At 54.9% G+C, this 14430-nt stretch carries 12 protein-coding genes; 3 read left to right on the forward strand and 9 right to left on the reverse strand.

All coding sequences use genetic code 11. The annotated features are described in order from the left end of the window. Positions 1 to 10: 10 nt before the first annotated feature. Genes AC3I0A_RS28040 through AC3I0A_RS28065 form a run of 6 tightly spaced genes read right to left on the reverse strand, consistent with a single transcriptional unit; the run spans position 11 to position 6550 of the window. Complete coding sequence (locus tag AC3I0A_RS28040; RefSeq protein ID WP_103463329.1) at positions 11 to 940, reverse strand: electron transfer flavoprotein subunit alpha/FixB family protein; 930 nt, start codon at positions 938 to 940, stop codon at positions 11 to 13. Continuing rightward, the gene (locus AC3I0A_RS28045) at positions 941 to 1690 is read right to left on the reverse strand and encodes an electron transfer flavoprotein subunit beta/FixA family protein (RefSeq protein ID WP_103463328.1); all 750 of its coding nucleotides are present in this window, start codon (positions 1688 to 1690) and stop codon (positions 941 to 943) included. A 45-nt stretch (positions 1691 to 1735) separates the two neighbouring features. Beyond that, positions 1736 to 2974 (reverse strand): CaiB/BaiF CoA transferase family protein, encoded by a 1239-nt coding sequence (locus tag AC3I0A_RS28050; protein ID WP_103463327.1) that lies wholly within the window; start codon positions 2972 to 2974, stop codon positions 1736 to 1738. Between the two features lie 21 nt (positions 2975 to 2995). Beyond that, positions 2996 to 4198, reverse strand: coding sequence for a 3-oxoadipyl-CoA thiolase (locus AC3I0A_RS28055; protein ID WP_103463326.1), 1203 nt, complete (start codon positions 4196 to 4198; stop codon positions 2996 to 2998). 31 nt (positions 4199 to 4229) lie between these two features. Beyond that, positions 4230 to 5759, reverse strand: coding sequence for a 3-hydroxyacyl-CoA dehydrogenase (locus AC3I0A_RS28060; RefSeq protein WP_053160493.1), 1530 nt, complete (start codon positions 5757 to 5759; stop codon positions 4230 to 4232). 5 nt (positions 5760 to 5764) lie between these two features. Continuing rightward, on the reverse strand, positions 5765 to 6550 hold the full coding sequence (locus tag AC3I0A_RS28065; RefSeq protein WP_053160495.1) for an enoyl-CoA hydratase: 786 nt from the start codon (positions 6548 to 6550) through the stop codon (positions 5765 to 5767). A 241-nt stretch (positions 6551 to 6791) separates the two neighbouring features. Between AC3I0A_RS28065 and AC3I0A_RS28070 the strand changes: the two genes are divergently transcribed. Both AC3I0A_RS28070 and AC3I0A_RS28075 read left to right on the forward strand, forming a co-directional pair. Next, a complete protein-coding gene (locus AC3I0A_RS28070) occupies positions 6792 to 7658 on the forward strand; it encodes an IclR family transcriptional regulator (protein WP_053160497.1) in 867 nt (288 codons plus the stop codon). Positions 7659 to 7716: 58 nt separating this feature from the next. Continuing rightward, positions 7717 to 8871, forward strand: coding sequence for an acyl-CoA dehydrogenase family protein (locus tag AC3I0A_RS28075; RefSeq protein WP_053160499.1), 1155 nt, complete (start codon positions 7717 to 7719; stop codon positions 8869 to 8871). A gap of 121 nt (positions 8872 to 8992) precedes the next feature. On the opposite strand, the gene AC3I0A_RS28080 is transcribed toward AC3I0A_RS28075, so the two are convergent. Beyond that, positions 8993 to 9472, reverse strand: coding sequence for a hypothetical protein (locus tag AC3I0A_RS28080; protein WP_489378776.1), 480 nt, complete (start codon positions 9470 to 9472; stop codon positions 8993 to 8995). Between the two features lie 224 nt (positions 9473 to 9696). On the opposite strand from AC3I0A_RS28080, the gene AC3I0A_RS28085 reads away from it, so the two are divergent. Beyond that, complete coding sequence (locus AC3I0A_RS28085) at positions 9697 to 10677, forward strand: IS5-like element ISPre1 family transposase (protein ID WP_011077862.1); 981 nt, start codon at positions 9697 to 9699, stop codon at positions 10675 to 10677. 135 nt (positions 10678 to 10812) lie between these two features. Here the strand turns inward: AC3I0A_RS28085 and AC3I0A_RS28090 are convergent, their stop codons facing one another. Beyond that, on the reverse strand, positions 10813 to 11511 hold the full coding sequence (locus AC3I0A_RS28090; RefSeq protein ID WP_489378777.1) for a hypothetical protein: 699 nt from the start codon (positions 11509 to 11511) through the stop codon (positions 10813 to 10815). A 413-nt stretch (positions 11512 to 11924) separates the two neighbouring features. Continuing rightward, a complete protein-coding gene (locus tag AC3I0A_RS28095) occupies positions 11925 to 14360 on the reverse strand; it encodes a membrane-bound PQQ-dependent dehydrogenase, glucose/quinate/shikimate family (protein ID WP_489378779.1) in 2436 nt (811 codons plus the stop codon). Positions 14361 to 14430 lie beyond the last annotated feature (70 nt).

Consider the following 14430-nt stretch of genomic DNA (forward strand, 5'->3'; position numbering starts at 1 on the left):
AACCGTGTATCTAAAAGACATCACTTAGCTCGGGGATTGCGTTGAATAGATCGGCGACTAGGCCGTAATCGGCCACCTGGAAGATCGGCGCTTCTTCGTCCTTGTTGATCGCCACTATCACTTTGGAGTCTTTCATGCCGGCCAGGTGCTGGATCGCGCCGGAGATACCGACCGCGATGTACAGCTGTGGTGCAACGATCTTGCCGGTCTGACCGACCTGCATGTCGTTGGGTACGAAACCTGCGTCGACCGCGGCGCGCGAAGCACCGACGGCAGCGCCCAGCTTGTCGGCCAGGGCGTACAGGTGTTTGAAGTTGTCGCCGTTCTGCATGCCGCGGCCGCCGGAAACGACGATTTTGGCAGCGGTCAGTTCCGGACGATGGGACTTGGCCAGTTCTTCGCCGACGAAGCTGGAGATACCAGCGTCGTGAGCAGCAGCAACGGCTTCAACGGCAGCCGAACCGCCTTCTGCAGCAACCGGGTCGAAACCGGTGGCACGCACGGTGATCACCTTGACCGCAGCGTTCGATTGAACGGTAGCGATGGCGTTACCGGCGTAGATCGGACGCTTGAAGGTGTCAGCGCTTTCTACCGAGATGATCTCGGAGATCTGGTCAACGTCCAGTGCAGCGGCAACGCGCGGCAGGATGTTTTTGCCGTTGGAAGTGGCGGCAGCCAGGATGTGGCTGTAGCCCTTGCCCAGCTCTGCTACCAGCGGCGCAACGTTTTCCGGCAGCTGATGCGCGTAGGCAGCGTTGTCGGCCAGCAGCACTTTAGCCACGCCAGCGATTTTCGCCGCGGCTTCAGCCACGGCGCCAGCGCCTTGACCTGCAACCAGCACGTGGATGTCACCGCCAATCTTGGCAGCGGCAGCAACAGTGTTCAGTGTGGCCGGGGCCACTGCTTTGTTGTCGTGTTCAGCAATAACCAAGATAGTCATTTAGATTACCTTCGCTTCGTTTTTCAGTTTCTCGACCAGTTCAGCCACCGACTTGACCTTGATACCCGCGCTGCGTGCAGCAGGCGCTTCGACTTTCAAGGTTGTGTTGGTGGAGGCGGTGGAAACGCCCAAAGCGTCCGCAGTCACTACTTCGAGAGGCTTCTTCTTGGCTTTCATGATGTTTGGCAGAGACGCGTAGCGCGGCTCGTTCAAACGCAGGTCGGTGGTGACGATGGCCGGCAGTTTCAGGGAAACCGTCTGCGCGCCGCCGTCGATTTCACGGGTAACAGCTACGCTGTCGCCGCTGATTTCGACTTTGGAGGCGAAGGTGCCCTGACCGTAGCCGCTCAGTGCCGCCAGCATCTGGCCAGTCTGGTTGTTGTCACTGTCGATAGCTTGCTTGCCCAGGATCACCAGCTGTGGCTGTTCCTTGTCGACAACGGCCTTCAACAGCTTGGCAACGGCCAGGGAAGTCAGATCTTCAGCGGATTCTACGAGGATGGCACGGTCGGCACCCAGAGCCAGCGCAGTGCGCAGTTGCTCTTGAGCGGTGGACGGGCCGACGGAGACGACGACAATTTCAGTCGCAACACCTTTCTCTTTCAGGCGTACGGCTTCTTCCACGGCGATCTCGCAGAACGGGTTCATCGACATCTTGACATTGGCAAGATCGACGCCGGAATTGTCCACCTTGACACGGACTTTGACGTTGTAATCCACAACGCGTTTGATGCTTACGAGGATCTTCATTTTCTTATCCAGTGGAGTCGGAATTAAAAGCTCCGACCCAATTGATTAATCTTCGGCGAACTGTTCGATGACGCCTTGTGCAGTCAGCGCACTGAGGCGTGCGTCATCCATTCCCAGTGCAGCTCTGAGTACCTGATTGGTATGCTCGCCCAGTCGAGGAGCTGGTCGTACGTGTTGCACTGGCGTGTGAGAAAGTTTGATTGGGCTACCCACCATCTGGAATGCAGAATTTTGCTTGTGGGGCAGGGTGACCAGCATGTTGCGAGCCAGTACCTGGGGTTCGCTGAGAGCCCGGCCAATATCGTTGATCACTCCAACTGGTACCTTCACAGAGTGAATGCGCGATACCCAATTGTCGGCACTGTCGTTGAGGAAGTGCTCGGCAAGGATTTGAACAATCGCTTCTCTGTTACGCACCCGGTCAGCGTTCCTGGTGAATCTCGAATCGGATAGCAATTCCGGCTTGCCAATAGCGTTACAGAGCGCGACAAATTGGCTGTCGTTTCCACAAGCGATAATGAAGTCCATATCTTTGGCCGAGAACACCTGGTAAGGCACGATGTTCACATGGGCGTTGCCTTGGCGGCCTGGAGATTTGGAAGTGCTCAGGTAGTTCTGACTCTGGTTGCCCAGAGCGGCGACCTGAACATCCAGAAGTGCCATATCGCAATGTTGCCCGCGGCCCGTGCTTTGGCGCGAGATCAGCGCAGCTTGGATAGCAATCGTGGAATAGAGGCCAGTCATGACGTCGGCCACGGCGACCCCGACTTTTTGAGGGCCTGCACCCGGCACCCCATCCTTTTCGCCGGTGATACTCATCAATCCACCCATGCCCTGGATGATGAAGTCATAGCCTGGCTCCTCTGCACGAGGGCCGGTATGCCCAAATCCAGTGATGGAGCAATACACGAGCTGGGGATTAAGTTCCGAAAGGCTCTTGTAGTCGAGTCCGTATTTTTCCAATGAACCCGCTTTGTAGTTCTCGATAAGCACATCGCACTCAGTGGCGAGGGCCCGGACGATCTCCTGACCTTCTTTAGTGGCGATGTTGACCGCGACCGAGTATTTGTTGCGGTTCGCAGATTGGTAATACGATGCTTCATCACTGTCGGAGCCATCTTCATTCTTCATGAATGGAGGCCCCCAACCCCGGGTATCGTCACCGACGGTTGGGCGTTCGATCTTAATGACCTCAGCTCCGAGGTCAGCGAGTATTTGGCCGCACCACGGGCCGGCCAGTACGCGACTGAGGTCGAGTACACGGTAACCTTTCAACGCACCCATATCATGATCCTCCATAATTGATTACAGACGCTCAATGACCAGAGCCAAGCCTTGGCCTACACCAATGCACAGACTGATGACTGCATATCGCTTGTTCGAACGCTGCAGCTCTCTGGCTACAGTCAGCGCCAAACGAGCACCGGATGCGCCCAGCGGATGACCTACCGCGATGGCACCACCATTAGGGTTTACACGTGGGTCATCGAAAGCGATTTCCAGTCCTTTCAAGCAACCCAAGACCTGCGAGGCGAAGGCTTCGTTGATCTCGATGATGTCCATTTCATCCAAGGTCAGTCCGGCGCGCTGCACCGCCCTCTTTACCGCTTCAACTGGGCCAACGCCCATGATGCGCGGTTCTACACCGACTACTGCTGCAGATAAGAGACGAGCAATGGGTCTGAGCCCGTAGCGCTCACCTGCTTCGGCTGAGCCAATAAGTAGCGCGGCAGCACCATCATTGACGCCGGAGGCGTTACCAGCTGTGACTACCCCGTTTGGAGCTAGCGGATTGAGTTTTGCCAGAGCTGCCATATCGGAGCATGGGCGAGGGTGCTCGTCACGGTCGACAATCAGCGGAGGAGTTTTACGACCAGTCGGCACCGAAACCGCGACGATCTCGTCATCGAAAAAGCCGGCTTGGCGAGCGGCCTCATACCGTGCCTGGGATGCCGCGGCGAATCGATCGGCTTCCTCACGAGTGATTCCATATTCGGCAGCGACGTTGTCGCCAGTCTGCGGCATCGTATCGTTACCGAAGGCTTCAATGATTTTCGGATTGGGGAAGCGGGCGCCGATGGTGCTGTCGAAAACTGTGAAATCACGAGTGTAAGCAGCCTCCGCTTTTGCCATCACGAACGGTGCGCGCGACATGCTTTCAGTGCCGCCAGCGATGATCAAGTCACCTTCGCCGCAGCTCACAGCGCGAGCTGCGTCGATGACTGCGGCGAGGCCACTGGCACACAGTCGGTTGACGGTCTGACCTGGGACGGTGACAGGCAGGTCTGCAAGTAGCGCCGCATGACGAGCGATATTTCGACTGTCTTCACCCGCTTGGTTGGTGTTACCGAGGATGACATCTTCAATGGCCTCACCCGGAACGTTTAGTCGATTTAACAGTTCGCGAATAACGTGCGCAGCCAAGTCGTCAGGACGAACTTTTGCCAGTGAGCCACCGTGGCGCCCGAATGGAGTACGTACACCGCCATACAGATATGCGTTTAGCATGATTGATTTCCTAACTAGATGAGTTTGAGCATCAAACCGAAGCAGGTTCGGCGTGGCGAAGGGACAAGCCGAGATCCGCGCGACGACGTAGCCAGCCGCTTGGGCGGTAGCGTGGATCGCCGGTGAGTTTGGTGATTCGCTCGAGGATGGTGAGAATGCGCTTAGGCTTCAGAGAGTCCCCCCAAGCCAATGGGCCCAATGGGTATCCAAGGCCACGGCGTACACCCTCATCCAGGTCATCAACAGACGCGATGCGCTGCTGAACAATATCGCTGCCGAGATTGACGACCATGGACAGAACGCGTTGAGCAATGAACCCAACACTGTCATTGATCACGGTTACCCCGACACCATCACGTGTGAGGAGGGCATGTGCGGCTTCGCGCACTTCCTTCGCTGTCGCTGGTGACTGCATCAGGCAGCGATGACGCTGCAGGTCAATAATCAAGTCAATGCAAATAGAGCGTGCTGGTTCAGTGCCGAATTGGGCGCAAGCGGCAGTGGCATCAAGACCATAGGGTGCTAGCAGGCACAGTGCTGTCTGAGAAGGTCTTTCAGCCTGTTCAACCTCAGCCCCAAGCTGCTCAAGTAAAATGACCAGCTTCGAGCGATCTGCCTCGTTTTCCGCACCCACCCAAAACGACGGCATAGATGTCACTGTCGGAACGGGTTGAGCGGTTGGAGGGTTCACCATCTGGCCGGCCTGGTAGGTATAGAAGCCGCGGCCTACCTTTCTCCCCACGAAGCCAGCCTCTAGCATCTGACGGGTCAGTGTGGATGGACGGTACCGAGGATCTTGATAGAACTGGTTGTAGATCGATTCAATCACCGGATGTGAAACATCAAGAGCCGTCAGGTCGAACAATTCCATCGGCCCCATTCTGAAGCCCATCCCATCTCGCAGAACGCGGTCGATGTCCGCAGGCTCAGCGACGGCTTCTTTCATGATTTGCAGCGCTTCGGTGCTATAGGCCCGGCCAGCATGGTTGATGATGAAACCTGGTGTGTCCTTGGCGCGGATTCCAAGATGCCCCATGTTCAATGCGAGTGCTTGTAGTCGATCACCTACTTGAGGATCAGTCTCTAAGCCGTCAATTACTTCGACCACTTTCATGAGTGGCACGGGATTAAAGAAATGGAATCCCGCAACTCGCTCCGGATGCTTCAAGCCGCGAGCAATACTGGTGATCGACAGTGAAGACGTGTTTGATGCCAAAATGCAGCTCTCGCTGACGAGGCTTTCGAGGTCTGAAAGCAGGGCCTGCTTTGCATCGAGACGCTCAACAATGGCTTCGACCACCAGTTGGCTGTCTTGGAGGGAACCGAGCGACTCGGCGACGTGAAGACGTTCCAGCGCAGTACGTGCCTCCTGCTCCGAGATCTTGCCTTTCTCAGCGAGCTTCCCGAGTGTCTTTGTCAGTCCTTCTCTGGCCGACTGCGCAGCACCTTCTCGCGCGTCGAACAGATGAACCTCGATACCTGCCTGAATCGCAATCTGCGCAATTCCTGCGCCCATCACGCCGGTACCTACAACACCCATTCGCTCAATGCCATGCGTCATTTCTGTCACTCCCCTTTAAACACTGCGGTGCGCTTTTCCAGGAAGGCAGCTGCGCCTTCCTTCTGATCGTGTGAATCGAACAACAGCTGGAAGGCTTTGCGCTCAAGAATAAGTGCTGCTTCGAGTGGAAGGTCTGCCCCTGCAAGCATCACTTCCTTGATCTGGGCGACGGCCAGGGGTGGAAGGGCTGCAATTTCGGCAGCCAGCTCGTGGGCCCGACCGATTGTTTGCTCATCGCTGACAACTTCGCTGACCAAGCCGATGCTTAGCGCCTCAGGAGCTTTGATCAGACACCCCGTCAACGCGATACGCATGGCCTGGAACTTTCCTACAGCCCTGATGAGTCGTTGAGTGCCGCCGGCACCAGGCATGAGGCCGAGTTTTACTTCCGGTTGACCAAATCGAGCGGACTCACCGGCGATGATCATGTCGCAGTGCATAGCAAGCTCGCAGCCGCCGCCTAGGGCGAAGCCGTTTACAGCTGCGATGATCGGCTTTGGGCAGCTGCTGATTGCGCCCCAAAGCAGTTCGGTATGTCGCAGGTACATCTCAACAGGCCGAGCTTCTGCAAACTCACGGATGTCTGCGCCGGCTACGAAGCATTGCTCACCACCTGTGAGTACGATCGCACGCACTCGAGCATCTACAGCAAGCGCCTGGAAATGTTCAGCGAGGGATTGCCGGACTGAGGTGTTGAGAGCGTTACGTGCTTCGGGGCGGTTGATTCGCACTGATGCAACGCCGTTATCCAGAATCTCAACTTGGACGTCATCGGTGACCTGTGTACTCATGCGACCTCCTAATACGTGTGTTTCGCTATACGAAATACGATACCACTTTCCTTAAAATCATAGAGCTGCTTGGCTAATCGTGTAAACAGCCGTCTGTTGGAATTATCGTTATTTCTAGTAAAAGCTGGGCTTTTCTGCATGAACAGGCAATCTGTTGATGGGGTTGTTTGCTTTCTGGTATAGTTTCACTATACGAAACACGATTTTATTTTCTTGATTTTTTGAAAAAAGGAGTCCTAACATGCACCCCAAGGTGACGGAAGGTGATGAGGGTGGAATCGATGTCCACCAGAACGACTTGGTTATTTTGGAAAAGGGTGTGCTGACCCATGGAGTTTCCAGTTCGGATGAGGAGGCAAGTGGTCAGTTCGTTACTGCTCTAGCACGTGGGCTAGAGCTTCTCCGCTGCTTCACGCCGAAAGAAAACATTCTCGGCAATCAGGAGCTTGCCAAGAAAACTGGGCTGCCGAAGCCAACGGTCACTCGCTTGACCAATACATTGATGCGCCTGGGTTATCTCAAACGAGAGATGCACTCAGGGAAGTATCAGTTGGACGTGGGTGTACTGGGATTTGGATATGGACTGCTCTCGAATTTATCAATACGGGCAGTTGCACATCCGCTGATGGAACAGTTGGCAAACCACGCGAAAGCGGCCGTCGCCATGGCTGCAAGAGACAGGCTACAAATGGTTTACCTGGACGTAGTTCAGGGACAAGGAAACATGACGATGCGTCGTCAAATTGGCAGTTATCTGCCAATGGCTCAAAGCTCTGTTGGCCGCGCCTGTTTAGCCGCGATGCCCGAGAACGAGCGAGAATTTTTGTTGGAGCACATCCGTCAGCGAGAAGCGGATAGCTGGCCGGCATTACGCAAAGGTTTGGAACGAGCCTTTAGAGATTACGCTGATTACGGGTACTGCCTATCGATTGGTGAATGGCATCGAGACGTGAATTCTGTCGCGGTTCCATTGATGCACCCACAGTTCGGATTGCTGGCATTTAACTGCGGCGGGCCTAGCTTCCAGCTCCCCCGTGAAAAGCTTGAAGATGACATCGGGCCCCGCCTGGTCAACATGGTTAATAACATCGGCGCCGCCGCTCCGTAGTGATGCGGGTTGCGGCAGTGCGCCTGGTCAGCCCGCAGTTGGGCAATGAGGAGTGCATATGATTCGCGACCCAGAAACTCTCACTATTCTGTTGGACTCGATCCGCCAGTTCGTCGAACACGAGCTGATACCGCGCGAGAATGAAGTAGCAGAGACGGACGCCATTCCTGGCGATATCGTCCAGCAGATGAAAGAGATGGGCCTCTTTGGTTTGACCATCCCTGAGGAGTTCGGCGGTCTAGGGGTGACCATGGAGGAGGAGGTCAATATTGCCTTCGAACTTGGTCGCACTTCACCTGCTTTCCGGTCTTACATCGGCACGAACAACGGTATCGGCTCCATCGGTATTCTCATCGATGGCACCGATGAGCAGAAAGCACATTTTTTGCCGAAGCTGGCGAGTGGTGAGCTGCTCAGCTCGTTTTGCTTGACCGAACCTGACGCTGGTTCTGATGCTGCTTCATTGAAAACGACCGCGGTTAGGGATGGTGATGCCTACGTTGTCAATGGCACCAAGCGCTTCATCACCAACGCACCGCATGCCGGCATCTTCACAGTGATGGCTCGCACCAATCCTGACATCAAAGGCGCCGGTGGTATCAGTGCTTTCATTGTCGAGCGTGGCACTCCAGGACTGACCCTAGGAAAACCGGATCACAAGATGGGTCAGAAGGGGGCTCACACCTGTGACGTCATATTTGACGATGTCCGTGTCTCGGCGACTCAGTTGATTGGTGGAGTTGAGGGCGTAGGCTTCAAGACTGCAATGAAGGTCTTGGACAAAGGACGCCTGCATATCGCCGCGCTGAGCGTCGGTGCTGCCGAACGTATGTTGAATGATGCGCTGCGCTACGCTACAGAGCGTAAGCAATTCGGTAAACCGATTGCCGAGTTCCAGCTAATCCAGGCGATGCTGGCTGACAGCAAGGCGGAGATCTATGCGGCCCGTTGCATGGTTCTGGATGCCGCGCGTAAGCGCGACCAGGGCTTGAATGTCAGCACCGAAGCGTCGTGCTCGAAAATGTTCGCCACGGAAATGTGTGGTCGTGTAGCGGATCGTTGCGTGCAGATCCATGGCGGCGCGGGCTATGTCAGTGAGTACGCCATCGAGCGATTCTATCGAGATGTGCGCTTGTTCCGCCTGTATGAGGGTACGACCCAAATTCAGCAGGTGATCATCGCACGCAATATGATTAAAGAGATTCAATCCTAAGCGGAAGATGTGCCGCGTTTGTCAGATTACAAGCGCGGTACAGCATCTCTAAAAAGTCGACATCGGGTAGCAGTTCAGCACCCCGTATCCTGCATCCTGCATCCCGTTCGCAGTGCAGCAATCACTCCTCGGCTTGATCCATCTCGCAAATCCTTGACGAAGGCAACCTAGATGGAAAGCCACGACTTTCGTAGTCGATTCGTTCGCCTGTGTAGCCCACGATCGAGAAAAGGATTTCGTAGAACAGTTTGATGTTGGCAAACGTCAGATCCACCATTCTTTGCCAGTCCTCCCGAGCTTCACTGGCAACCACTGCGTGTGCTGTTTCACTTCTGAGCTTGTTCCACTTACCCGCAAGCTCAGGGCTAATTTCGCCGGACTGTGTAAGGGCACGAAGTGCTGTCTTAGGCTTGAAGTTACCGGAGCCGCCAAGGCAGGAGCGAAGCAGGCTTTTTACACGTTCATCTATATCCAGGCGCATGACTGCGGGTACAGCGCGCTTGGACAGCTCGGCGAAATCGCCATCAGTGCCAAGCGCCTCAAAATATGCTTTGAGCACGCCTTCTATACACACGCTCACGTTCAGGGCGGTCGACTCCAAGCCCGCTTGCCATGCCCTGTTTAGCTTGTTCCAGTTGTCGTAGAAGACCGCTCCGTCCTGCTCAAAAAAACCAACAAGCAGGTTAAAAATTGCTCCAAAAAAATCAGACGCGCATCTGAAGGGGATTTCAACAGGGGGAAAGAGCTGTTGGTTACTTAGGGAAACTCTGAAGAAGACTTCCAGATTTTGGCAAAATACCCGGATTCCACCCGCTGAGTTTCCCCATGAAGCAGATGACCTTCGCTGACGCCGAGTACGCCGGTAAGCGCAAACAAACCCGCAAAGAGTTGTTCCTGATCGAGATGGATCGGGTGGTGCCGTGGAAGGGTTTGATTGCCTTGATCGAGCCGCATTATCCCAAGGGTGAAGGCGGTCGTCCGGCCTATCCGCTGATGGCGATGCTGCGCGTGCACCTGATGCAAAACTGGTTCGGTTACAGCGATCCAGCGATGGAAGAGGCGCTGTACGAGACCACCATCCTGCGCCAGTTCGCGGGGCTGAGCTTGGAGCGTATCCCCGATGAAACCACCATCCTCAACTTCCGTCGTTTGCTGGAGAAGCACGAACTAGCCGCCGGCATCTTGGCTGTCATCAATGGCTATCTGGGCGACCGAGGGCTGTCGCTGCGCCAAGGCACGATCGTCGATGCCACGCTGATCAATGCGCCGAGTTCGACCAAGAACAAGGACGGTAAGCGCGACCCGGAAATGCATCAGACCAAGAAGGGTAACCAGTACTACTTCGGCATGAAGGCGCACATCGGTGTCGATGATGAGTCGGGCTTGGTGCACAGCGTGGTGGGCACGGCGGCCAACGTGGCCGATGTCACCCAGGTCGATAAGCTGCTGCACGGCGATGAGAACATGGTCGGTGCCGACGCGGGTTACACCGGCGTCGAGAAACGCCCTGAACATGAAGGCCGGGAGGTCATCTGGCAGATCGCCGCCCGCCGTAGTACTTACAAGAAGCTTGATAAGCGCAGTGCTTTGTACAAAGCCGCGCGCAAGATTGAGAAGGCCAAGGCTCAGGTACGAGCCAAGGTCGAGCATCCGTTCCGGGTGATCAAGCGCCAGTTCGGTTATGTGAAGGTGCGCTTCCGTGGTCTGGCGAAGAACACGGCGCAACTGGTGACGCTGTTCGCGCTGTCGAACCTGTGGATGGCGCGCCGACATTTACTGGCGAATGCAGGAGAGGTGCGCCTGTAATGTGGGAAATGGCTGCCGCGAGGTGCTCGCGGCGGCTAAAAACACAGAAATAAGCGGGTGATCTGAGCGTTTTTGATCGATTTGCCGCTTTTAAAATCGGCAGGGGCTGAAGTCAGCCAGAAATACACAACTACTTCAGACCATCCTTAGCTCAATATCCCTTGAGTAGAGCTCGACAGTGGAATGGCCCTCCCAAACTTTTTCAGCGACCCCCAGTTGTAGACGAACGCCACTAAGCACATTCAATGCCTTCTCGACTGCCTTTGCGAACCCGTCGCTGAGCTCGCCATTCAGCACAGTTACATCGCATCCAGACTCATCTTTGGTGATGGTGACGGTGGATTCGCCGCATACGAACTCCAAGCTAGGTGCTATCGACAACCGAGGAGAAGGGAAGTGAGGGTCGTCAAAATACACTTGGTGAAGAGTGCTCTGGCGGCTTCCGGAGCATGCGTGCCGAGAGCTGAGAAACTCAATAGTCCCCCCGACCACACAAAAATCAGAACGGTAGTCGCCTCCCGAGGTATCCACTCCCTTGGCAGCCCATATTTTCCCCGCAACATCCACGCCCTCAAAATCGAAAAGGGAATGCTCTTTTACCAGCTCTCCCGCCTGTCCTGAAAAACTCATCGCCATATGCCGATTCGCCTCATCAGAAGTGGAGGTATGGTAGACCACGTACTTTAGCTGCCCCTTATCAAGATGTACTTGCCCAGGCCCGAAAAAAACCATGGGGTCATCGGTGCGCCTTTGGGTCAACGTAATATGACTAAAGTGCAGAACCATCTCACCCTTAATGTACGCTTCGACGTCCACACCATTAGCTTTGGTCATCCTAGATCCTTTAGTGTTCCAGAGGGAGTCAGCGGTTAGCGTATCTTAACGATATGCTGACGCGACTGCTAACGCAGCGAGCAAGTGAGATCGGGCAACTACTGCCGTATCGACGGGTACCCGCCTAGCTTATGCAGGGGGTCTTCAGCTGGCGCTCATGGATAGCAATCACATAAGTGGAACGACTATGAGGTACGCGGACGCGATGCGCGCAAATTCCATTACACACTGAGCAAAGGGGGGGTGAAGTTGTCACATGAGGTCGTGGAGTGAGATCACCACATCTCACAGGATGGATTTGGATAGCATAGGCACGTAAAGACCTTGGGTAGGGAAATTACGTGCTTGAGTTAAACATGTTACGTAAGGTGCCCACTTGCAAAAGGTGAAGCGAGCACCATTTCAGCGTGCCTTCAATCGCCCGCAGGAAGGGCGTAGGCGATGACATAGTCTCCTCGGTCGGGTGAGTTACGTGAACCGCCCGCGGAGATAACCACAAACTGTCGATTGGTCTTGGGTGAAACGTAGGTCATAGGAGTAGCCTGTGCGCCAACAGGCAGACGCCCCTTCCAAAGTTCCTTACCCGTTTTGATGTCCATGGCTCTCAGGAAGTAATCCTGAGTCGCAGCATAGAAGACCAGACCGGAAGCCGTATTCACCGCTCCTCCCAATGTAGGCATTCCCAAAGGGATAGGGAGACGGGCCTTGACGTCGTTGACCACCGTATCTGCAATTGTCCCGGCCGGACGTTGCCACACAAGTTTTTGGGTCTTCAGGTCAATCACGGAGAAGGTTCCCCATGGCGGCTCGTTGCAAGGAATTCCTAGCGGAGAATTCAGCGATGAATGGTCGACAACATAGGGCGTTCCTTCCATTGGATACATGCTGCCAACACCATGTCCCGGTACCAGGTGAGCTGGGTCTACTTGTTCACGAGGGATCAGTTTTACAACTTGTGGCATGCGGATGTCGTTGACGAAAAGATAGCCTTTGTCTTCATTGATGGAAGCGCTGCCCCAGTTCATGCCTCCGTAGTAGCCTGGATATAGCAGGCTAGCAGTAGTAGTCGGGGCAGTGAACTCACCCTCGTAGCGCAATTTACGAAATGCTATCCGACAGGCCAGTTGATCAAAAAAGGTGGCACCCCACATGCGCCTCTCACTCAACGATTCGTTACCAATTGACGGCATTCCGGTGGAGTAGGGTTGGGTCTTGCTCACCCAGTCACCCTGTTGGTGTTCTTGGGGGACAGGCAACTCCTCGACTTTTGTTAGTGGCTTACCATTGCGACGATCCAAAACGAAGATTTGCCCCCGCTTTGTCAGCTGAACCAACGCTGGGATTTTCCCACCGGCACCATCAGGAAGGTCGTACAGGGCAGGCTGCGACGGGACGTCATAATCCCAAAGGTCATGATGGGCAGTTTGGAATTTCCAGCGAACTCGTCCGGTCGCCAGCTCTAGGGCCACTACAGAAGACGAAAATTCTTCAGCAGCTGGCGTGCGATGTGCCCCCCAAAAGTCTGGTTCCTGGTTACCGGTCGGCACGTAAATCAGCCCCAGCGTTTCGTCAAACGAAGGGGTCGACCAGACATTCGGTGTGCCGCGTGTATAGGTCTCGCCCTCAGGTGGAAGCTTAATGATCATGGGATTACCCAAATCCCACGCCCATACCAATTGGCCATTGTTTGCGTTAAAGGCACGAAGAACCCCAGAAGGCTCATCTACAGCACGACCATCAAACACCCAGCCGCCCACAATGATTAGATCCTGGACAACTGTAGGCGTCGAGGTGGGAAAGTAGTAAGCCTTTTTGATCTCACCCATGCCGACTTTGAGATCTACTGTTCCCCCTGTTCCGAAGTCTTCACAGGACTTACCAGTATCGGCATCGACCTGCATGAGCCGAGCGTCAATAGTGGTCAGCACGACTCTGCGCGTACAGATTGCATCTACGTGCCCGATGACCTCTTTGGAATTCTTGGCCTTAGAAACAACCGTAGATGATGGGGAGGTGAGGGGGGTGGCCACTGCGGCGGCATCGTAATACGCGATACCTCGGCAGCGATTCCAAGTTTGAGTATCTGCAGGTTTTGGATCGAAGCTCCATTTTTCTTTACCCGTGTCAGCATCCAAAGCGAAGATTTTGTTCATTGGAGTACACAGAAAGAGAGTGTCGCCGACCTGGATAGGTGTGTTCTGATTCTCGGAAAACTTGTTGGCAGGATCGCCAGTGTGGAACGTCCAGGCTACTTTCAGCTTATCTACGTTTTCACGGTTGATCTGGGTGGCTGGAGCAAAGCGCGTGCCGCGTGGCGTCCGTCCATAGTACTGCCATGCCTCGCCTGGTTCGGGCTCAGCCGCGGTTGCTACAGGATCAACCGAGGTGTCGGTAGCATCAACGGTTCCTTGGGGAGTAAAAAGCCTGTAGCCACCCCAGATGAGGCCGAGAGCGAAGACACCAGCCAGGATTCGACTGGTTTTGACCAGTCTGCCATGGCTGACCAATGGGTGTGCCAGCGCCGCCAGCAGACCGATAACTAAGAATGGCGCCAGTCGAGGTACCAGTGGCCAAAACTGCAAGCCTGCTTCCCACAAAGACCAGATGACTGTGGCCAAAAATATGAAGCCAAGGAGATACGAAGCCGAAGAGCTGCGTCGTAGGTAAAGAGCGGCAGATGCACACATGCCAACCCCTACCAGTAAGTAGTACCAGGATCCTCCTAGGCTAATCAGGCGTATGCCTCCTAGAGCAAGTACGACGCCGCTTAACCCGAGAAGCACTGTAAAGATCGCGAGCGCCAAAAAGCGCCCCGTGAACCAAGATGGTGGGGATTCAGCATTGTTCATAGCAGTCCTTTTTTCTTGAATATCCTCAGGCACACGGGATCGTAAGCCTGAGGGGCATTCATCCGAGGGA

The sequence above is a fragment of the Pseudomonas sp. KH_024_B2 genome (assembly GCF_057839965.1).